Genomic DNA, 20145 nt, shown 5'->3' with positions numbered 1-20145 from the left:
TTAAATGCCCAAACATAATCATATTAACCTCCAAAAAACCCGATTTCTTATAACCCAATAATTACAAAAAGCGCAGAAACCCGGTTTATATTAAATGCCCAAACATAATCATATTAACCTCCAAAAAACCCGATTTCTTATAACCAAATAATTACAAAAGGCGCAGAAACCGGGTTTATATTAAATGCCCAAACATAATCATATTAACCTCCAAAAAACCCGATTTCTTATAACCCAATAATTACAAAAAGCGCAGAAACCCGGTTTGTATTAAATGCTTTAGCATAATCATATTAACCTCCAACAAACCCGGTTTATTATAATCTTCCAAAGCAACTGGATTTGATATAAAATAGTATTCGACACTCAATAATTAGAGCAATTATTGTTATTCATAAGAGAATTTTATCTCAGTCAGGTACACTACTCCCTACTCCCTACTCCCTAAAAAAAATGAAAAAAATTATCAGAACTGCAAAAGTTTTTCTCTCTACTTACTATGCCTATCTGCTAGAATATAGAGCCGAACTTTTCTTATGGATGTTGTCATCTTCTTTGCCTTTTATTATGATGGGAATCTGGATAGAAGCTTCAGTTACAGGGCAATTTGCATTAGATACATTACAATTTGCTCGTTATTTTTTAGCTGTATTTCTTGTTCGTTCCATCACTCCTACTTGGGTAATTTGGGATTTTGAAAGAGAAGTAATTGAGGGAAAATTATCTCCTAAATTATTACAACCAATAGATCCAGTCTGGCATCATGTAGCTGGACATATTGCCGAAAGATGTGCTAGATTACCTTTTGTTTTCGGTTTAATATTATTCTTTTTTGTTCTCTATCCCCAGGCATTTTGGCTGCCTAATTTTGGTAATTTTTTGTTATTTTTAATCGTAGTATTAATGGCGTTTGTCTTGCGATTTTTAATTCAATATACATTAGCTATGTGTGCATTTTGGACAGAAAGAGCAAGCGCGATCGAGCAACTTTGGTTATTACCTTATATGTTTTTATCTGGAATAACTGCTCCATTAGAAGTATTTCCAGAAATGGTGCTGAAAATAGTATTGTGGACTCCGCTTCCTTATCTGATTCATTTTCCTGCTTCTTTATTAGTGGGGTTGCCTGTGGATGTTGGGCGGGGGTTATTAGTTATGTTTGTTTGGAGTGTTATATTTTTTGGGTTAAACCGTTGGTTGTGGCGACAGGGGTTAAAGCAATATTCAGGGATGGGAGCATAGTTGAAGTTAGAAGTTAGAAAAAATATTAGACACAATGGATGCAATTTGATAGAATTAACTTTTCGATGCAATACTGTCACGAAACGTTGATTTAAACTCCGACCATACTCTACTTCATTTCCACAATGGGGAGAATTTACCGACTCTGGGGAAATAATAAATAAGAAGTTATCCGACTGTTCAATTCCCCGATAAATTTAAGTTAAACTACTATAATTGTTAATTACTGCACAAATTATTACTATATTACTCGCATTTGTATATAATCTGAGGCTTGAATTAATCAAAACAACAATTAGCAATAACACTCACTAACTTATGATTTTTTATAATTCCTGATACGTTCAGATCCGAAATTATAATAGTGGTGCTATTGTTAGCTAATGCTAGTCTTTGTCTATTTTTTGATCGTGCCAATATCCGCTAAATTTTTTGCTACTTTTTCTGGGAGTATAAAAAAGCATAAAATTCTCGATTCAAAAATATATCACCTCTATAAAAACTAGACTTACTGCGAACTTCCTCTAAAGTTAAAGACGGTATATTTTCTATTTCTGGGTCAGCTCCAACTTGAATCAATAGATCGGCAAATTTTACTTTTTTCTTAAAAGGTCTAATAGCTCTAATCTTCACACCTGCACCAATTAATGTTTCTGCAACTAACTTAACGTCTTCTATATTTACTTTTGAACCAAACCAAATTGAATTGCTAGGCACATCTACTGTGAAAGTTGGTAAAAGTATAACTTGATAATCTAAACTTCTTAAAGCTTTTTCAACTACTCCATTATCGACATCTTTAGGAAAATATTCAACCACCACAGAATTTTCTTGCTTCTGAGAAAAATTATCCCCCAATAAACTTAATTCATCCTGCAAAACTTCCTGATACACTGTTGGTAAATGCCTACTCATAGAATTAGTTTCAATTCCATATCCTAAACTCGTCCATGTACCAGATAATAACCGCAGAACTCGATTTAATTTTCCCTTTCTTAACAACCCAGGAATATCTGCCTTCCAATATTTGCGATCGCTTAACCAGCCATGTACAACAGCATCCTGATATTTTGGTTCAAAACTGTAAGATGCCCAAAATAGAGACCAACCACGTTGGGGATGATAACGTTTTGCCATAAGATACCAAGTATTGCTTAACATTTGATATCTTCCTGCTGCAGTGCTACAATTATCTTTATTTGGACCAGAAACTATCGTTATACACCAATCTGGATGTTTTCTCAGGTCAGATACCTTTTTTCCTGTATAAACAACATGATAAGGTCGATCATAATTAGACTCACTAGCTGAAATAGTTCGCATTAACGCCCGAATATAAGGGTCGCCACCTTTCATTGCTAGTCGAGGCCATTTTTCTCCATCATCATAATTATATTGATAATTATATTGATTAGGGGCATTTAATTTAGTTAATTGCTGCTTATTTAGATGAAATTTTCCCTTAAAAATCTGGAAAAAAGATATAAAAGAGACGATAAGTATAGATATAAAAATTAGGCGTTTGAAAAGCATAAAACGGACTTGAGAAGGCTTTCGTCTTTTTATTCTAATTTTCGGTTTAACAGAACGCATCTAAATCGTTAAGGGTTATTTTCTAAATATTATTCTGAGAGCTTTTGACAATGAATTACATTTCCTAAACTCTCTAATAAACATTTATTTTAACTCAAGTCACTAAAAGTTTCACCCCATTTTTAATAAGTAAAATAGCTCTGATTTTTTTACAACAATTACTGTATTGAAATAATTCTAAAATGTGCTATGCAATAAATTTAAAACTACGCTCAAGAGACAGAAATAAATAATTCTGCCAAAGATTTTTCCGATGCTTCTGCCTGAGTAACAATCTCAACAATTTTATTGGAAGCTGCTGGTTGAAATATTGCCTCCACAGAAACTTGTGCTACTTTAGTGCGAGGAATACTACCATCAAATAAGCGATCGGCAGGTTCCATAACAATAGGAAATTGGTTATCATCATTTTTCAGACCACCAGGGCGAACAATAGTATACTTAAGACCACTTTTCTCAATATACTCTTCAGCTTGTTTCTTCCAGAATAAAACTAACCAGAACAAATTTAGGGGGTGAAAAAATTGAGAAACACACAAGGATGAAACTAAAACAAAATGTTCAATACCCTTCTGTTTTGCAACATCTACGAAATTTTTAGTTCCTAAATAATCAACTTGATATGGGCCAGTAAAGTCAAAGTTAGGTCTAGCACCTGTAGCACATATCAATACTGTGCTATCCCCAATAGCAGTGTAGAGACTACTAAGATTAAGGACATCTCCCATTACCAACTCTGCTTCTGGGGGCAGAATTTCTCTCGCTGTTTCTAAATTACGAACTAAAGCTTTAACAGGAATATCTCGTTTCACCAACTCTTGTACAATTCGACGACCTGTTTGGCCAGTTGCTCCAGGAACAAATGCTTTCATATCTCAATATATATAAAATTCTAGACTTTAATTGACTTTAACTCTATGATCCCTTCTTCATAAAGTATAGATATATCTCCTTGGATAAATTAAATATGCAATTTGGCAATCCTAAAATTATTGAGTATAGTGTATATATATATACACGAGGGGACAAATCATGCACCACAATTTTGCAGCAGATCAAACCTTAGAAATGGACAAAAATTTGATTAGTGATTTTTACTTAAGCACAACAGAAATAGACACACCAGAAACTAGCAAAATTACTTGGTTTAATACTAAATATAGTGACTGCATGGAATTGTATGTAGATGTTGAAACAGTAGCAAACCACTTTGCATCTCATCGAAATTGGTTTTGTCGATGCGCTCATCCGATGAAAGTTCAGCCTATTGGAGAAAATGGCTATGATTTGTTGGTGGGAAAGTTTGGTTCTTTTGGATACCATGTAGAAGCCAGAGTTGGTTTGGAGTTAGTACCACCAGATTCCGCAGGAATATATAGAATTAGAAATATAGACGTGCCAAATTATACACCTCCTGGATATGAAATTAAATTTCAATCAGAAATGAAATTGGTAGAGTTACCCACCGAGCAATTCTGTACTCAGAAAGAGATTCAAAAATTGGGACTTCCCCCTGTAATTACTGGAGCAAAATGGGATCTAGATTTGACTGTGGGTGTCAAGTTTCCTGAGTTTATTCTAAAAATGTCCCCTGGTTTGATACAGAAGACTGGAAATAACTTATTACTAAAAATAGTACGCCAGGTATCACGGTGTTTGAGCTACAAAACTCAGATTGATTTTCATACTACCTATAATTTGCCATTTCCCAAGCAGAGAAAAAGAAAGTAGGGTTTTGGTGAACAATACCCTACAATGTTTAAATATTTATAGCAGTAACAATTACTTTTAGGAAATTCTCAAATCATAAAACTTAGTCATAGCAAGAATTTCACTTTTTACTTCAACTATAATACCTAAGAGCTGATTGATAAACTAAATATTAAAGAAGTTTCTCAACTATTATTGCGAGGGGGTAATCAAAGAGCAATACTAAACGGTTTACCCAATTATTACCCCCAGTAAGAATCTTTGGCATAACAGCCCAGTTTGAGATTGCGTCGGCTGAAAATATATTACAGGAGATTAACTTGTTTAATCGCTGCCTAGCTTCGGACAATATCAGACTATCTTTATAAATTAGCTCTCAAGAATCCAAGTGGATTTGTCCAGTTTACATATTGCTGATAATCTTTAACACAATTTCTACACCTGTTACTGCTTGCCAACTAAAAAGGCCCAGGATTGAAACATTAAGAACTATATGACTGTACCTCGCCCAATCTTGGCCTTTCTGCATAAAAGGAGTTAAAGAAGCAGATACAGCGATCGCTCCCATCATACCTAACCCTGCTAGAAGATGGGGACCAAAAAAGAGCTTACCATTATTAATATAAGTGACTGCCATTCCACCAAGAGACCCCAAAACCATAAAAGCTAGGAGTAGGGAACCGACTTGGTGATGTTTGACTTTAAATTTAGCAAATTCTTTTTTCTTTTCTGTTTCTGTAGCAGTTCTACTGTTGCGAACTTTAATACCGAGATATAAGGCATAAATTGTCAAGGCGAAAAGTACCCACATAATCGCAGGATGGAAAAAGTTGAGCCATGGTTTAATAGATTCTGGAATTGGCAGATCCATAATTAATCTTCTCTCTAGGATTCGTAAAAAAACTTCATAAAACTTATTATAACAGCCAGTTGATTTTATTTAATAGTGACGCTCTCAATAGTGAATATATATAGAAGCCATTTGGTATGTCCAGAAAATAGGTTCTGGTGGAGAATTAATTGATAAAAAATGGGTAATAATTGATTTGATGATTGGATGAGTGGCAGATATCTAATACACCCCATCTCCCCATCTCCCCATCTCTCCTCACTCCCCTACTCCCCCACTCCCCTACTCCCCTACTCCCCTACTCCCCTACTCTCAATCTATAATTTTAAATAGATCCCAAATGGGTTCTATAGAAGCCCTAACAGTATCTTTAGGAAAAGTGTGCGTTTTTGGCTCTTGAGTCAGTCCTCAGACAAATAGAATAGAAGAAAAACACCCCTATTAATGTCCCTTTATGCACCATTTCCCCATCTTCCCCCTCTCCCCACACTTCCCCCTCTTCCCCCTCTCCCCACACTCCCGCTATATAGAACCCCTGAAGGGATCTATATAGCGGAGAACATGGGACTTATCGCAAAATCAGTTAAAATCTGAAAAATATAGATTATAGTTGTTGGTATGGCTTCGCAAAAAGAAGAAACAGCCTTGGTACAGGCTGTTAAAAATGGTAATCTTGCTCAAGTATCTGTCCTGCTTGCTCAAAATATTAATCCTAATGCTCAAGCTCTAGATGGTACAACGGCTTTAATGGTGGCCGCAGAAAAGGGCTATACTCAAATAGCTTCTGCTTTACTAGATAAAGGCGCTGATGTCAACTATACGAGAAAAAAGTTTGGTGCTACAGCTTTAATGTTGTCTGCAGCTCATGGACGAGTTGAAATAGTGGAACTTTTGCTAAGTAGGGGTGCAGATGTCAATGCCAAAAATGATCGTGGTGCTTCCCCTCTAATGGTCGCTTCAATGAATGGTTATATTGTAGTGGTCAATCAACTCATAGCTGCTGGAGCAGATGTTAATGTGCTAGACAAAGACCATGATACGGCCTTGGGTTTAGGAACGGCTCAAGGTTATCAAGATGTAGTTAAAGTTTTGCTAGATGCTGGAGCTAGGGTAGATGAGTCTACATTATCTGTAGTTGCTGATAGTAACTATGCAGAAATAAGAGAAATTTTTATTAATCATGGTGTGGATGTAAACACTAGAAATTTGGAAAGTAAAACATGGTTAATGCAAGCAGCAGAAGCAGGTGATTTATCTACTGTAAATAGACTATTAAAAGCTGGTGCTGATGTTAATTTCCGAGATAAAGATGGAGAAACTGCCCTCATTTTATCTGCTGATTTAGGTCATTTAGAAATTGTCAAAGCTTTATTAGAATCAGGGGCAGATGTAAATATTAAAAGCAGAAATGGTGGTACAGCTTTAATGGCTGCTGCTGCTGAAGGAAATTTGGCGACGGCTTCTACTTTATTAGATGCTAATGCTGATGTTAATGCTCAAGATTTAGAAGGAGAAACAGCACTAAGTTTTGCCGTAGTAGAACATCATACTGAAATGGTAAAACTACTGCTTAACTATGAAGCTGAAATTATTACTAAAAATCAAGCCGGTGATACACCTTTGTTGGGAGCAATTTTTCATGGTTATACAGATATCGTATTAATTTTATTAGACAAAATAGAAAAGCAAAATTTGACATCTGTATTAAACAGTAAACATCTTGGAGAAACAGCTTTAACTTTAGCAATATGGCACAAACATCGAGAGATTGTTAATATTTTGCTAGATGTTGGTGCAGATGTAAATATTGCTGCTCAAGGAGGCTCTACTCCTATGATGAAAGCAGCATATCAAGGGGATATTGAAATTTTAAGGGTACTCTTAGAAAGGGGAGCTGATATTAATCTTCGAGATGATAATGAAGCAACAGCTTTAATGTGGGCAGCATATAAAGGTCATACTGAAGCTGTAAAATTGTTAATTGATTCTGGGGCTAATTTAACTTATAAAAATCGAGGCGGTTGTACAGCTTTAATGTTAGCAGAATTTAATGGTTATCAAGATATTATCAGGTTGCTGAATAATGCTGGGTCATAAAATTAATTAGAGGCTGAAAATCTTGATTTTATTGTAAATTAAATCAGGGAAATAGAAACTTAACAGTAATGACCTAATATCTATTTACCCTGATTTTTCATACCAAGCGTGATAAATATTTATTACAAATGGTAGAAGCAAGGAAGAGGGAAGAGGGAAGAAGGAAGAAGGAAGAAATATTGAATAAAAGAGGGAAAAATAATAGATACAGCGGTTTCCGAAGTTATGAGGTACACCCATCACCGGCAAGATGACTGCACTAAAATATTTTCAGCATTTACCGTGTACCTCATTTGCCCAAAATCTCCTGTATAGCTGTCTATAGAACCCCTAAGGGGATCTATTGAAAATTATAGATTGAGAGTAGGGGAGTGGGGAGAGATGGGGAGATGGGGAGATGGGGTGTATTAGATATCTCCCACTCATCCAATCATCAAATCAATTTTTACCCATTTTTTATCAATTATTTCTCCACCAGAACCTATTTTCTGGAGATACGCTTAGGGCTTCTATAAAGGGTTATAGCACTTTTCAAATAGATAGACGACAGTCGATCTCGACTGGGGGGCATGATGGAAGATTTGTTCATGTCGCAACTTGGAGATCGAGAACTTTGAAACTAGCCTTTTACTCCTGTAGGGGCGTTAATGTTTGCGGAGCATTCCGATAGGAAAGTTGTGCGTAGCTAATGGCCATTCGCCCCTACGACTCCTGACTCCTATAGCAACAGCCAGGGCGATTAGGACATAGACTGATGATGAATCAAAGACCACGGAAACACTTTTCCAACTGTTCCCTGTTCCCTGTTCCCTGTTCCCTGCTATACAGCATTTTTGTGGTTTACTCAACTGAAAAGCGCTGTAACTTCAAAGGTATCCATCCCTAGAGTTGTTAATCTGGCTAACTTTTTAATTCGTTTATTTAGGGTTTGCTGAATAAATATCAAATCCTTTATAGATAAAAGTTTCAGCCTTTTTAAGTCTGGAAAAAGTATAAGGTTTTCATTCTAGGGAGCTGCAAAAAGTTAGGATTTTGGGTTGACTCATGGCTGAAAAATCAACGGATAATTCTTCTGACTACCTCCTTTAATTCCCCATTCCTCATGACTCTGTACGGACGTTGCACAGGCAAAAATGCGTTTTCCGTCCCGGAATGCTCCGCTTTCCATGTTGCGCAGCAAAACGTCCGTACCTCCTGACTCCTACCCTCACCCATAAGACTTTTTCAGGAAGCTCTATTTATTGAATTAAAAAAATATTTTATTTTTATCATAAGTTCTTGACACCCCTATTATTAGTTAGAAAATCGTAACAAATGTTTACTTAGTTACAAAATATTACTTTCTTACTCAGAAAGCGAGACAAAACAGACCTTCTTGTTAGATAGTTAGTTCAAGGTTACGAAAAAACGATTTTTAAAGTAAGGAGAGCTCAATGTTAGATGCTTTTTCAAAAGCTGTAGTTACAGCAGATACCAAAACTGCTCCTATTGCTGGTGCAGATTTAGATAGCCTAAAACAATTCATTGCTGAAGGCAACAGACGTCTTGATGCAGTAAACGCTATTGCTAGCAACGCAAGCTGCATGGTATCTGATGCTATTGCTGGTATGATCTGCGAAAACGATGGATTAATCCAAGCTGGTGGTAACTGCTATCCTAACCGTCGTATGGCTGCTTGCTTGCGTGATGGAGAAATCATCTTACGTTATGTTACTTACGCATTACTAGCTGGTGACGCTTCCGTTCTCAACGACCGTTGCTTAAATGGTTTAAAAGAAACTTATATTGCTCTAGGTGTACCTCTTCAGTCTGCTGCTCGCGCTGTTCAAATTATGAAAGCTCAAGCTGCTGCTCACATCAAAGATCAACCAAGTGATGAATTTGCTGGAGCTAAAAAGCGCATAATGGGTGCTACTGTAACAGAAGATCGTTGTGCTAGCCTAGTTGCTGAAGCAAGTGGCTACTTTGATACAGTAATTTCTGCTCTAAGCTAATTCCTCTCAAACTATCTCGCCATATCTGATCGGGGTATTCAGTTATTGGCTTTTCGGTTGTTACGATGAGCCAAACAAGTTTTAATCCAAATCTAAACCAAGTCCAACAAAAAATAGAGTTTTAAAGACATGAAATCAGTTATTACCACAGTAATTTCCGCTGCTGATGCAGCAGGTCGTTTTCCTAGCAGCTCCGATCTAGAGTCCGTACAAGGTTCCATCCAGCGTGCTGCAGCTCGTCTAGAAGCTGCTGAAAAGTTAGGTGGCAATCTTGATGCAGTTGCTCAAGAAGCTTATGATGCTTGCATCAAGAAGTATGGTTACTTAAACAATGCTGGTGAAGCTAATTCCACAGATACTTTTAAGTCTAAGTGTCTCCGTGATATCAAGCACTATATGCGCTTGATCAACTACTGTTTAGTTGTTGGTGGAACTGGTCCTCTTGATGAGTGGGGAATTGCTGGTCAGCGTGAAGTTTATCGTGCTCTCAGCTTACCTACTGCTCCTTACGTTGAAGCTTTAAGCTATGCTCGTAACCGTGGTTGCGCTCCTCGCGATATGTCTCCTCAAGCATTGACTGAGTACAATTCTCTTCTCGACTATGTAATCAACTCCTTATCCTAAGAGATAGGAATTGAAGCGAGGGTGACACTCTTGCTTTAAAACTGCTTTAATTTTAGAACTTTGGGACTCTCAGTTTGTTACTTATCCTAATAGTGGGTGAGCAACTAACTAAGAGTCCCTTGGTTTTTTTTACTGAAGGCGTTTAAACTGCGATAATATAAAATCAATAAAATCTAAACTTCTTTTTTCTTGCCTAGCGCTAATATAGAATCCGATTTACTTGTATTTGCGGAAGGAAGGCAGAAGGTAGAGGAGAAAGAGACTGAATTAAATGATAACTAAAATGACAGAACCCTCATTATTTGAGCGACTCAAACACCCTAACCCTAACTTACGCGACCGAGCAATGTGGGAAATAGCTGAAACTCGCGATGAAACTACTATTCCTCGCTTGATGGGAATTTTGGCAGAAGAAGATACTGTTTATCGGCGAGCAGCAGTTAAGGCACTCGGAGCTATCGGGACAGATACTGTGCCATCTCTAGTAGATTCATTGCTCAACAGTGATAATTCAACTATTAGAAGTAGTTGTGCTAAGGCTCTAGCTCAGGTAGCTATCAATTACAAGAATGTTCCCTTCCCCTCTGATGGTATTGAAGGTTTGAAACAAGGACTCAATGACCAAAACCCAGTTGTTCATATTGCTTCAGCAATGGCGTTAGGAGTTATTGGTGTGCCTGCTTTAGATAGCTTGCTAGAGGTTCTTGATGGGACTGATAATTTAGGTTTGGCAGTAGCAATTCTTAATGCGGTTAGTTCTATTGATGACGATCGCTCTAGAGAAGTATTAAGCAAATTAGCTAATGATCAATCTGCTGATACCTATATACGGCAAACTGCTAATAGTGCTTTATCCCGCTTGGATATGTTGAAGTTTAAGTCAGGGAGTAGGGAGTGAGGGAGTAGGGGAGTGGGGGAGTGGGGGAGTGAGGGAGTAGGGGAGTAAGGGAGTAGGGGAGTGAGGGAGTAGGGGAGTGAGGGAGTAGGGGAGTGGGGGAGTAGGGGAGTGGGGGAGTGGGGGAGCAGGGGAGTAAGGGAGTAGGGGAGTAATTTTTTGGCTCTTGTTTACCCAAAATGCTAACTTTTCGAGGGTTTTAGATTGAAAAGCTGGTACTTCTTTTCTATCCTAAAAAGCTCAAGTCTTGATCTGTCAATTCTTTGAGAATTAATCAGCCAGTCCTAGTTATACATAAGTCGTGCCAAATTAATTTTGCTTAAGCACTTATAGAAGCCCTAAGCGTATCTCCAGAAAATAGGTCGGAGGGAGAATTAATTGATAAAAAATGGGTAATAATTGATTTGATGATTGGATGAGTGGCAGATATCTAATACACCCCATCTCCCCATCTCCCCATCTCTCCACACTCCCGTACGGACGCCCTTATGCAACGTCCCTACCCCCACTCCCCTACTCCCCTACTCTCAATCTCTAATTTTAAATAGATCCCCTTAGGGGATCTATAAAGTTAACCCACTCCCCTACTCCCTCACTCCCCCACTCCCTTACTTCCCTACTCCCTCACTCCCCCCTTCCCCCACTCCCCCGCTCCCCTACTCTCCTACTCCCTGGATGTTTCAATAACCAAGGATCGGGATGATTGATTACTTTGACTAAAATGCTGATAATTTCATCATAACTTTTTGAAAGCTTTTGCCCTGTTTCTACATCTAAATATTGACATTTCACAGCAAAATCAAGCCACGTTTGTTTTTCCGCTGCTTCTGCTTCACAATCATTTAATTTAGCAACAAAGGCTAGTTCATATCTACGTTTTCGCCAAGCTTCAGCCAAATTAGCACAAACAGAACGTGACGAGCGTCTAATTTGGTCAATTAAAGAATATCTTTCTTCTATCGGAAATTTTTTAGACAATTCAAAAATTTCCATAGCCCCAACAAAAGCCTTCTGATAAACCTTTAAATCTTTATGACTTTGAACCAACTCATTCTTCACTTTAATTTTCTCCATTTTTTTGAGTAGGAAGCAATTTGAAAAAAACATTCGACAACAGAATTGCTTCCTACTCCCCTACTCCCTCACTCCTCTACTCCCTCACTCCTCTACTCCCTCACTTCCCTACTCCCTCACTCCCCTACTCCCTCACTCCTCTACTCCCTCACTCCTCTACTCCCCTACTCCCCCACTCCCTCACTCCCCTACTCCCTCACTCCCTCACTCCCCTACTCCCTAACTCCCCAGCTCAAAGAGGAGATAGTCTTTCTAATTGAGTAATTGCCAATTTGATAATTTTCTTAATCTCTTCGTCTGACTCTTGTTCCCATGCTGCTTGTAACGGTTCTAAAGCACTATGGGAACGAATTTTCATTAAAGACAAAGCCGCAGCCTTTCGGGTTTCACCGCTAGTCGGATGATTGAGTAATTCAACTAAATTAGGAACCGCTGGTTTGTAAGCTAAATTTCCCAATACTGCTGCTGCTTCAGTGCGTACCTCTTCAGACGAATCTCCCAGGGCAGTTAATAAGATATTCAGAGCATCTTCTTCTCCTGAATCTTGGGCAATTTTGGCGATCGCCCCTACCACAGCAGACCTAACTGCCACCTTTTCAGAATTAATCTCCCGATACAAATGCTCTTTTGCTTCAGGTCCAATAAATGCTAAAGCCCAAGCAGCATGACCTTTAGTGCTTTCTGGATATTCTGTAGACCCTAAAATTTCTAATAGCACAGGGGCAGCAGATTCTCCTATCCGAGCGAGAGCGCCAACTGAGGAGCCTTTAACTACCGTATCTTCATCATTTAGTAAGGCATGGACTAGGGGCGAAACTGTATCTGGATCAGCAATTAAGGTCAAAGTTTTTGCACTAGCTCGTCGGACAACAGGATCGGAATGATTGAGGAGAGCTTCAGTCAAAAAAGGAGTAGCTGGCTTGCCAATTTGTCCAAGAGTTTCGGCAAAACCTAAGCGGACCATTCCTCGCGAATCGCCCATGCACTCTACCATAAGTTGTAACTTTTGGCTATCATTGATGTCAAAAGTTTTTTGGACTGCTTGTTGTCTAGTTTCTGCGAGAAAAGTATCTATTTCTTCTGGAGACATGGAAAAACTATAATAATTTGAGAACTAATAATTAAAATACACTAAAAAACCCGCGCTATAATACCTAAGCATTGCAGCACCGGGTTAGATTACAAAAAAGAAAAATATTATGCTACTTCAGTAATACTTAGAATTTTTCCACCAGTTTTGTGAATGTTTTGAACTTGCTGAGACATCTGACTGTAGTTCACTACACATTCTTGACGACTAAACTTGCTCAACCTAGCAGGAGCTTTAGAAGTAGAAAACTTAATTTTAAAGCGCTTTTCTGTATTGCCATAATAAGCTCCGTTACCCACAGCGAGTAGCTTAATGGCAGTAGGTAAATTAGCAGCTACAGAAGTAATTAATTTGGCAGTGTTATCACTATCATTGGTAGCAGAACCTCGTAATAGAGAAAACGTCCGGTTGAAAACTTCGTTTTTCAATCCAACAATAGAACGAATACTGCGGGGATAGGGTACAACATTTTCACCAAAACTCTCGATATACTCCTCACTATCAATGTAGGAGTTAATCTCAACTCCGTACCCCTCTTCGTTATAAATCTGAACGTGCTCAGAAATTTCCTCCTGTGTTTCAGGAGGACGACCTAATAGATGTTTGAAGTTCAACTCAATAAAGCGGTACTGAGATGAAGACTCAAAAAATAGTTTCTGATAAAGACTTGATTGAGCTACACTTCTAACAAACTCACGCACTGTAATATCGCCATTGCGGAGCATAGACTCAGCACTAGATAGGCGATCGCCTTCCATCAGATGCTGATTTCCTAAAACTTGCTTATAGACAGCTCTGATGATCTGCTCTAGTTCGCCTTCAGTAGTATTGGGGCGAAGTTCTAGCGGATCGCCTTCAAAAGCATCTAAACCAAGACTTGCTGATGTAGTTAAGGTTGGCATTAATTTCCTCCTCAAGACTTAAATCTTTAAATTGGTATTTCTGAAAAATTATATTTCTTTATAGAAAGCCTAAATTTTGCCTCTAGTAGAAGTAGTTAGACCGCAATTAATAGAATATAGGACTTACGCAAAGAAACCCGGTTTCTACGATAAATTGTTGTTTTGAACAATAGATGTCTACAAGAAACCGGGTTTCTGGGTTCGCCTGCGTGTTAGACCGCAATTAATAGAATATTAATTCTTATCTTCTGACTTCTACAAACAAAGCAAAATTATGTAGCGATACTTTTAAAGAAATGAGATTAGGACATGGAATTAATTAAATAATCAAGATATCCGTTGTATTCTACTAAAGCTTGAGCAGACATATCACGATCGGCACAACCACGACTGCGGAGGAAACTTAAGCCAGTAATATAAGTAGCAGTATCAATACCTAAAGCACGATATACTTCTCTTGCTCCAGCAATTCCCCACTCATCAAGAGGACCTGTACCACCAACAATTAGACAATAGTTAATCAAGCGTAAGTAGTGAACGATATCGCGCTTACACTTGTCTTTTTGAGTTCCAGCATCCATATCACGGCCACTACCATTAGGGAATTTGCTATAAATAGCATCAACAGCTTCTTGAGCTACAGCATCATAATTACCTGCTAGCTTTTCTGCTGCTTCGAGGCGAGCTGCAGAGCGCTCTAAGCCACCTTTTACAGATTCTAAATCGGAACCGCTGGGAAAACGACCTGCTAAATCAGCAGAAGCAACAGTTGTAGTTAAAACTGATTTCATAATTGAGTTTTTCTCCTCTTCTGAAAATAGATTGGGTTAAAATGTTAATTCGTCAAGTCTAAAACTGGTTAATCTTAACTGATAGCAGCAATAACTGCATCAAAGTAGCCACCACACTCAGAGGCTAAACTAGAGCAGTCGCCTTCAGTAAAGCTCATCTTACGGTATTTGCTTCCAGCTTGACCTTCAGTGTTGGTAGCTGTGATGTGCGCAACAGCACAAGCTTTCATAATTGCAACAGCACGAGCTGCATTACCTGTGGGAACTCCTAGAGCAGCATAGGTTTCCTTCAGACCATTGAGGCAGCGATCTGTGAGGACAGAAGCGTCTCCAGTTAATAGTGCATAGGTGACATAACGAAGAATAATTTCTCCATCCCGTAAGCAAGCTGCCATTTTCCGGTTAGTGTAAACACCGCCACCAGGTGCAGTTAAACCAGGGCTTTCGCAACAGATACCAGCAACAGAGTCAGTAACAATACAGCTAGCATTGCTAGTAATAGCGTTAACAGCATCTAGACGTTTGTTACCGTCAGCAATAAATCCCCTTAAGGCTTCTAAATCTGCACCGCCAACAAAATTACCACTAGCGTCAGCGCTACTTACGGCCTTGGAAAAAGCATCAAGCATTTAATTCTCCTTGTAAAGCTAATTCTAATATTTGACTTAAAATCGTCACAGCTATATATAAGGTATATAGCTATTCAAAATCTCATTTATGAGAAACAAATTAATAAAACTTTACTAAGTGATATGCAAAATCTGTAAAGTTAATTTTTATTACTTTTCCTACTTAATTACTTGACAAACTTGCAGAAAATATTAAATTAATGAACAGCCCCCTTTTGCTTTGGGCTGGGGGTATTAAACATAAGGATTTTTAGTGTTGGTGAATGATGGTTATGATTTTAGGAATCAGGAGATAGAAAAAAGTGTTTCACTACCTAAAGTTAGTGACTAGATTCTGATACTTATAATCAGTAATACCGGATTAAAAAAACACAATTTCCTGAAAATAGTTTAGAGGGTTTTTATGCAGACACAACCTGTTAATACAAGCTTGATGGAAATTAATCCCACACAGGATTATTCAGATCGTTCATCTTGTTTAAAAGCAATCTATCGACAACTTTTTAAAGAAAATAGAAATTTCGATTTCTTTCGTAATTGTACATTAGATTCATTGTTTTTAGCAGGTGAATTAACAACCCGCGACATGATTTGTGAGTTGCTTTGTTCAGAAATGTACAGAGACTATATTCTGGGAGTTAATAGCAATTATTATTTTGTTAGTCTTTGTTTTGAAAGAGTTCTTGGTCGTCCACCAGAACAACTAGAAAAGTATAAGTGGAGTTCTTTTTTAGCAACAGAAGGTCTCAGAGCTTTTGCAGAACAATTGACAGGAAGTGATGAATATATAGCGGCTTTTGGTGACAATATTGTGCCAAGTCGTCGTTCTATGAAACTCTTTTCCAGCGATCAGAATCTTCCTGCTTTACCTAAAGAGCAAAGTATTCAACGCTATACAGGACCAGGGAATATTAATCAGAATAAACCACATTATTATGGTAGTGTTCTACGTTGGAAAAATGGAAATCCACCCGTCCTTGTTAGTAAAATCTTTGCTGTTGTAGCTGTTGCATTCGGCATTGAAGTTATCAGGATATTTTTGACAATTGCCATTGCTGCTTTCAAGACAGGTTCTTTTTAATATTCCTGTGTTAAAAAGCATTTAAAATATTCACAAAAAATTTTCAGTTTATCCAGTTTTAATTACTGTTTTAATCAATTTAAGGAGAAATTAACATGATTCATTTAATGACACTTGCTGCTGCTGTTCCCCATACTCCTGAGTGGAGTCCTCTAGTTGGAATAGTAATGATTATTTGCAATATACTAGCGATCGCTATAGGTAAGTTCACTATGGCTGCTCCTACTACTGGACCCGCATTACCTATGCCAGAAATGTTTGGTGGAATGGGGTATCCTGCACTATTAGCAACTACCAGTTTAGGCCATGTAATCGGATTTGGTGCTATTCTAGGGTTGGCAAATATAGGTATTCTCTAACCTACTGAAATACCTTCAGGGTGTTCTACTAACATTTAAAATATATCTGGTGAAAAATAGTAGAGATATTCCATGGAATGTCTCTACATTTGCTTTGGGTACTTTACCGAATAATTAATAATTAATAGTTAATAATTAATAATTAAGAGTTGATACTCAATAATTAATTATTCATTCAACAATTAAGGTTTAAAGCCTCCCATTGGATAGGGGATAAATCAAAAAAATTTCCTTTGATCCAATCCCCTTCTTTCAAGAAGGGGTAATTATTAATTATTAATTGTTCATTGTTAATTGCTGAAATCCCAAACTATTATATGATCTATTAAAGAAACTAATTATTGATTGTAATTAACACCCTAAGAAAATGGATAAGCGTTTTTTCAATATATTTCCTGGATTAACTGAAGAAAAAGCAATTGCTTTGTTAGAAACACCTCTGGAAGAATTAGAAGACAAATCAGAACGTTATGTGGCAGCAAGTCATTTAGTTAACTTTCCCAGCGAACGATCGATTAATGCTTTAATGAAAACCGTACAAGATACAAATCCTGTCTTAGAACAGAAAATTGCTAGACGTAAGGCGATCGAAACCTTGGGGCGTTTGAATGTGACATCAGCACTACCCACAATTCGAGGTTGTTTGGGTGATGCAGACTGCTACACTGTAGAAAATGCTGTCTGGGCAATTAGTGAAATAGGAACAGAAGACCAAGAAATTCTGGCAGAAATTGCTCAGTTGTTGTCAAAACCTGGTCAAAGTTATCGTTTAATTATTCAGGTGTTGGCAAAATTTGACTATAAACCTGCCATCAGTAAAATTCAGCAGTTTACAGAATCTGATGACGAACCTATTGCTAGTGCAGCGATCGCTACTATTTGTCGTTTAACTGGAGACTATTCGCAAATGACAAAGGTAGTCGAATTTTTAGAGCATTCTAGTGTTAATGCTAGACGTGCTTGTATTCAAGACCTAATTGATACCAAATATTATCAGTCAATTCCAAATATTGCTAAATGCCCAGTTTCAATGGTTTTTCGTCTCCGGGCAATTAGACTATTAGCAGAAACAGGCATTCCCACAGGTGAGATTAACTTTGCTGAAATCGAACCCTTTTTAGATTCAGTCATTCGCGATCGCCCCAATGATCTAGAGTTAGTTCACGAATACGATCAAACTCCAGCTTTAGAATTTGTGATTAAAGAGTTGTATAGTACAGATTTTGGCAGGTGTTATCTAGCTAGCAAAACTCTTTTAGAAGTTTACCCGGAAATTGCAGGAGCAGCATTAATGGCAACCTTTGCCGAAAGCGCTCATAATGATTATGGCGCTCACTATCATGTAGTTAAACTTTTAGGTTGGCTAAAATATGTAGATGCTTATGATTTGTTGGTAGAAGCACTGCACAATACAGAGCCTCAATTTCAGAAATCTCGTGGTGCTGCTGCACTTGCTCTAGCAAATTTAGGAGATGAGCGGGCGATACCTTTGCTGAGAGAAAGTATTAGTAAGACAAGAATTTTTGACTTAAAATATGCTTGTTTGTTGGCGTTGAAAAAGTTGGGAGATAATCAAACTGCTCAGTTGTTTGTTGATGATTCAGATTTATTGATTCAAGCTAAAGCAAAAAATCTGATTTGAATTGTAATATTTTACTAGGAAAAAGGAGTAGAGATGTTGTACAAACTTCTTTCTCCTAATTCCAACAAAAAATATCGTTACAGTAAAATTAGGTGGCAATGAAATCGCTTGATGATAACTGAAGACTGTCTGCTGCATTCCGAGCAATAGCTAATACTTCGCTGGTGTTATTACTCAAAACGATCGCTGTATTACGAGAAGAATAGCCATACAAACTTCCGGGTTTGAGAGCATATTGATTTAGACTACCTTGGACTTTAATTTTATAGCGCTACTTGAATCGGGAATAGGGAACAGGGAACAGGGAACAGCAGACTATCAAACTGTTTCAGGATTTAGAAATGTCCTAACCTTTGCTTAGACTGCTATATCGCCATTGCGAAAGTCTTCGATAATTGCCCAACTTAGGAGAACATAAAACAGTAATTAAATCAAAGTCAAAACTGGGACGAACATTGTTATTAAAGAATAAACCAGAGCAATTAGAAAAAGCTGAAAAAATACTCTTATAAGCTTGGAAATTGAACCATTATGCAGATTTTGACGATTTAGATTATTTGACAAATCACTTAGCTGGACTATACATTCGGATGGGAAAATATCAAGCATATCACCAATGGCTTGATAAAGAGCAGGAGCTTTTGAACCAAGAAAAATTGGAACAAGAAGAGTGCATTAATTATCAAATATACATAGCTCGAGAGCGTGCTGAAGTATTCTTGCACCAGAAGAATTATTCTGAGTCTAAATCATTATGCAATGCTGTTATTAAGCAAGCAAATATAGTTGACAATCAACGCACTAAAAACTACGCCAAGCATATTTTAGCAAATATAGCTATAGCTGAAGCCAACTTCTCATTAGCAGAACAGCTTTTGAAAGAAGGATATGAAGAGGTGGAATCCAATAAGGATAAAAGGAGGATGGCATATTATGAAGCCTCATTTGCTAATTTAGAGAAAGCAAGGGGAAATTTACCATTAGCTAAACAGTGGAAAAATCAAGCACAGAGTCGCTTTAATTATCTAGGTATGGAACCAATGTCTTAAGGGGCGATCGCGGTTGGGAATTTTTCTACCCTTTGATGAAAATAACCTTGATTCTTTTTCAACCAGTTCATCTTATCAGATTCCTAATTTTTGACCCTCATATCATTCCCATTCCTTATCCAAGATTAATGGGATTTTTTTGTGGAGGTACAATAACTACTTTTCCATGTTGACGTATTCATAGAGGAAACAATTGAGTTATCATTACCAAAATAACAACTAACTTTCCCGGAGCTTAAACTAATGAGTCCTTTATTAACAAAAATATTACAGGAAATTGAACAGCTTACTATAGAAGAAAAGTTTCAAATCATTACCTATACTATAGAAAAATTGAAGCATCAGACAATTATGCCCAAAACCTCTAAACATAGTTTGTGTGATTTACGAGGAAGATTACCTAATATCTTAGAGGGAAAAGATGCTCAAGAATGGGTTGGCGAATTACGTCAAGAATGGCAACAAAGAGAACAATAAATTGTTGAAATTATATGAAAATTGAAACAATTTTAGAACCGCTAAA

Annotated in this window: 20 protein-coding genes and 1 pseudogene; 11 read left to right on the top strand and 10 right to left on the bottom strand. The window is 37.5% G+C overall.

From position 1 onward, the window contains the following. The first annotated feature begins 453 nt into the window (after positions 1–453). The gene (locus tag ACP6PK_RS29155) at positions 454–1242 is read left to right on the top strand and encodes an ABC transporter permease (RefSeq protein WP_426564950.1); all 789 of its coding nucleotides are present in this window, start codon (positions 454–456) and stop codon (positions 1240–1242) included. 68 nt (positions 1243–1310) lie between these two features. On the opposite strand, the pseudogene ACP6PK_RS29150 reads toward ACP6PK_RS29155, so the two are convergent. The 3 genes and pseudogenes from ACP6PK_RS29150 to ACP6PK_RS29140 form a co-directional block, all read right to left on the bottom strand. Continuing rightward, positions 1311–1427, bottom strand: a pseudogene (locus tag ACP6PK_RS29150) (hypothetical protein); the annotation flags it as partial. Positions 1428–1677: 250 nt separating this feature from the next. Then, positions 1678–2835, bottom strand: a complete 1158-nt coding sequence (locus ACP6PK_RS29145) for a glycoside hydrolase family 24 protein (protein WP_426564948.1) — start codon at positions 2833–2835, stop codon at positions 1678–1680. A gap of 212 nt (positions 2836–3047) precedes the next feature. Continuing rightward, on the bottom strand, positions 3048–3707 hold the full coding sequence (locus ACP6PK_RS29140; protein WP_426564946.1) for an NAD(P)H-binding protein: 660 nt from the start codon (positions 3705–3707) through the stop codon (positions 3048–3050). A 160-nt stretch (positions 3708–3867) separates the two neighbouring features. Between ACP6PK_RS29140 and ACP6PK_RS29135 the strand changes: the two genes are divergently transcribed. Further along, complete coding sequence (locus ACP6PK_RS29135) at positions 3868–4566, top strand: DUF1997 domain-containing protein (protein WP_094672008.1); 699 nt, start codon at positions 3868–3870, stop codon at positions 4564–4566. Positions 4567–4948: 382 nt separating this feature from the next. On the opposite strand, the gene ACP6PK_RS29130 is transcribed toward ACP6PK_RS29135, so the two are convergent. After that, positions 4949–5416, bottom strand: a complete 468-nt coding sequence (locus ACP6PK_RS29130; RefSeq protein ID WP_094672009.1) for a DUF4079 domain-containing protein — start codon at positions 5414–5416, stop codon at positions 4949–4951. Positions 5417–6013: 597 nt separating this feature from the next. Here ACP6PK_RS29130 and ACP6PK_RS29125 point away from each other — a divergent pair. The 4 genes from ACP6PK_RS29125 to ACP6PK_RS29110 all read left to right on the top strand — a co-directional run bounded on the left by ACP6PK_RS29125 (position 6014) and on the right by ACP6PK_RS29110 (position 11008). Further along, positions 6014–7492, top strand: a complete 1479-nt coding sequence (locus ACP6PK_RS29125) for an ankyrin repeat domain-containing protein (RefSeq protein ID WP_426564943.1) — start codon at positions 6014–6016, stop codon at positions 7490–7492. Between the two features lie 1433 nt (positions 7493–8925). Further along, on the top strand, positions 8926–9486 hold the full coding sequence (locus ACP6PK_RS29120; RefSeq protein WP_094672262.1) for a globin family protein: 561 nt from the start codon (positions 8926–8928) through the stop codon (positions 9484–9486). Between the two features lie 129 nt (positions 9487–9615). After that, complete coding sequence (locus tag ACP6PK_RS29115) at positions 9616–10110, top strand: globin family protein (RefSeq protein ID WP_426564941.1); 495 nt, start codon at positions 9616–9618, stop codon at positions 10108–10110. Positions 10111–10393: 283 nt separating this feature from the next. Then, positions 10394–11008, top strand: coding sequence for a HEAT repeat domain-containing protein (locus ACP6PK_RS29110; RefSeq protein WP_426564939.1), 615 nt, complete (start codon positions 10394–10396; stop codon positions 11006–11008). 621 nt (positions 11009–11629) lie between these two features. On the opposite strand, the gene ACP6PK_RS29105 is transcribed toward ACP6PK_RS29110, so the two are convergent. From ACP6PK_RS29105 to ACP6PK_RS29085, 5 genes are all read right to left on the bottom strand, one after another. Next, on the bottom strand, positions 11630–12079 hold the full coding sequence (locus ACP6PK_RS29105; protein WP_426564937.1) for a four helix bundle protein: 450 nt from the start codon (positions 12077–12079) through the stop codon (positions 11630–11632). Positions 12080–12311: 232 nt separating this feature from the next. Then, the gene (locus ACP6PK_RS29100; RefSeq protein ID WP_426564935.1) at positions 12312–13169 is read right to left on the bottom strand and encodes a HEAT repeat domain-containing protein; all 858 of its coding nucleotides are present in this window, start codon (positions 13167–13169) and stop codon (positions 12312–12314) included. 107 nt (positions 13170–13276) lie between these two features. Further along, positions 13277–14071: a phycobilisome rod-core linker polypeptide gene (locus tag ACP6PK_RS29095; RefSeq protein ID WP_426564933.1), complete on the bottom strand. Its 795-nt coding sequence runs from the start codon at positions 14069–14071 to the stop codon at positions 13277–13279. 302 nt (positions 14072–14373) lie between these two features. Further along, entirely contained in the window at positions 14374–14862 is a 489-nt protein-coding gene (locus ACP6PK_RS29090; protein WP_426564931.1) for a globin family protein, read from the bottom strand. Positions 14863–14936: 74 nt separating this feature from the next. Continuing rightward, the gene (locus ACP6PK_RS29085; protein WP_426564929.1) at positions 14937–15491 is read right to left on the bottom strand and encodes a phycocyanin subunit beta; all 555 of its coding nucleotides are present in this window, start codon (positions 15489–15491) and stop codon (positions 14937–14939) included. A 403-nt stretch (positions 15492–15894) separates the two neighbouring features. Between ACP6PK_RS29085 and ACP6PK_RS29080 the strand changes: the two genes are divergently transcribed. The 3 genes from ACP6PK_RS29080 to ACP6PK_RS29070 all read left to right on the top strand — a co-directional run bounded on the left by ACP6PK_RS29080 (position 15895) and on the right by ACP6PK_RS29070 (position 18573). Further along, positions 15895–16572 carry a phycobilisome rod-core linker polypeptide gene (locus ACP6PK_RS29080; RefSeq protein WP_426564927.1) on the top strand — a complete coding sequence of 226 codons (678 nt, stop codon included), beginning with the start codon at positions 15895–15897 and terminating at the stop codon, positions 16570–16572. A 95-nt stretch (positions 16573–16667) separates the two neighbouring features. Beyond that, a complete protein-coding gene (gene psaK, locus ACP6PK_RS29075) occupies positions 16668–16931 on the top strand; it encodes a photosystem I reaction center subunit PsaK (protein WP_094673735.1) in 264 nt (87 codons plus the stop codon). Positions 16932–17298: 367 nt separating this feature from the next. Beyond that, positions 17299–18573, top strand: coding sequence for a HEAT repeat domain-containing protein (locus ACP6PK_RS29070; RefSeq protein WP_426564925.1), 1275 nt, complete (start codon positions 17299–17301; stop codon positions 18571–18573). A gap of 88 nt (positions 18574–18661) precedes the next feature. On the opposite strand, the gene ACP6PK_RS29065 is transcribed toward ACP6PK_RS29070, so the two are convergent. Next, a complete protein-coding gene (locus ACP6PK_RS29065; RefSeq protein ID WP_256386491.1) occupies positions 18662–18787 on the bottom strand; it encodes a hypothetical protein in 126 nt (41 codons plus the stop codon). A 307-nt stretch (positions 18788–19094) separates the two neighbouring features. On the opposite strand from ACP6PK_RS29065, the gene ACP6PK_RS29060 reads away from it, so the two are divergent. After that, positions 19095–19622 (top strand): hypothetical protein, encoded by a 528-nt coding sequence (locus tag ACP6PK_RS29060; RefSeq protein ID WP_426564923.1) that lies wholly within the window; start codon positions 19095–19097, stop codon positions 19620–19622. 243 nt (positions 19623–19865) lie between these two features. Further along, positions 19866–20099 carry a hypothetical protein gene (locus ACP6PK_RS29055; RefSeq protein WP_426564921.1) on the top strand — a complete coding sequence of 78 codons (234 nt, stop codon included), beginning with the start codon at positions 19866–19868 and terminating at the stop codon, positions 20097–20099. Positions 20100–20145 lie beyond the last annotated feature (46 nt).

It is taken from the genome of Dapis hubbardiae BLCC-M172 (assembly GCF_050016015.1).
Lineage (GTDB): Bacteria > Cyanobacteriota > Cyanobacteriia > Cyanobacteriales > Microcoleaceae > Trichodesmium.
Note: the sequence above shows the minus strand (reverse complement) of the source record. Positions and strands in the feature narration are given on the sequence as shown.

What these genes read in the sequence shown, in the direction of transcription:
- ACP6PK_RS29135 (WP_094672008.1), top strand. Translation starts at nt 3,868, where the DNA reads ATGCACCACAATTTTGCAGCAGATCAAACCTTAGAAATGGACAAAAAT.
- ACP6PK_RS29090 (WP_426564931.1), bottom strand. Translation starts at nt 14,862, where the DNA reads ATGAAATCAGTTTTAACTACAACTGTTGCTTCTGCTGATTTAGCAGGT.
- ACP6PK_RS29105 (WP_426564937.1), bottom strand. Translation starts at nt 12,079, where the DNA reads ATGGAGAAAATTAAAGTGAAGAATGAGTTGGTTCAAAGTCATAAAGAT.
- ACP6PK_RS29110 (WP_426564939.1), top strand. Translation starts at nt 10,394, where the DNA reads ATGACAGAACCCTCATTATTTGAGCGACTCAAACACCCTAACCCTAAC.
- ACP6PK_RS29100 (WP_426564935.1), bottom strand. Translation starts at nt 13,169, where the DNA reads ATGTCTCCAGAAGAAATAGATACTTTTCTCGCAGAAACTAGACAACAA.
- ACP6PK_RS29140 (WP_426564946.1), bottom strand. Translation starts at nt 3,707, where the DNA reads ATGAAAGCATTTGTTCCTGGAGCAACTGGCCAAACAGGTCGTCGAATT.
- ACP6PK_RS29070 (WP_426564925.1), top strand. Translation starts at nt 17,299, where the DNA reads ATGGATAAGCGTTTTTTCAATATATTTCCTGGATTAACTGAAGAAAAA.
- ACP6PK_RS29155 (WP_426564950.1), top strand. Translation starts at nt 454, where the DNA reads ATGAAAAAAATTATCAGAACTGCAAAAGTTTTTCTCTCTACTTACTAT.
- ACP6PK_RS29095 (WP_426564933.1), bottom strand. Translation starts at nt 14,071, where the DNA reads ATGCCAACCTTAACTACATCAGCAAGTCTTGGTTTAGATGCTTTTGAA.
- ACP6PK_RS29115 (WP_426564941.1), top strand. Translation starts at nt 9,616, where the DNA reads ATGAAATCAGTTATTACCACAGTAATTTCCGCTGCTGATGCAGCAGGT.
- ACP6PK_RS29120 (WP_094672262.1), top strand. Translation starts at nt 8,926, where the DNA reads ATGTTAGATGCTTTTTCAAAAGCTGTAGTTACAGCAGATACCAAAACT.
- ACP6PK_RS29125 (WP_426564943.1), top strand. Translation starts at nt 6,014, where the DNA reads ATGGCTTCGCAAAAAGAAGAAACAGCCTTGGTACAGGCTGTTAAAAAT.
- ACP6PK_RS29085 (WP_426564929.1), bottom strand. Translation starts at nt 15,491, where the DNA reads ATGCTTGATGCTTTTTCCAAGGCCGTAAGTAGCGCTGACGCTAGTGGT.
- psaK (WP_094673735.1), top strand. Translation starts at nt 16,668, where the DNA reads ATGATTCATTTAATGACACTTGCTGCTGCTGTTCCCCATACTCCTGAG.
- ACP6PK_RS29055 (WP_426564921.1), top strand. Translation starts at nt 19,866, where the DNA reads ATGAGTCCTTTATTAACAAAAATATTACAGGAAATTGAACAGCTTACT.
- ACP6PK_RS29145 (WP_426564948.1), bottom strand. Translation starts at nt 2,835, where the DNA reads ATGCGTTCTGTTAAACCGAAAATTAGAATAAAAAGACGAAAGCCTTCT.
- ACP6PK_RS29130 (WP_094672009.1), bottom strand. Translation starts at nt 5,416, where the DNA reads ATGGATCTGCCAATTCCAGAATCTATTAAACCATGGCTCAACTTTTTC.
- ACP6PK_RS29080 (WP_426564927.1), top strand. Translation starts at nt 15,895, where the DNA reads ATGCAGACACAACCTGTTAATACAAGCTTGATGGAAATTAATCCCACA.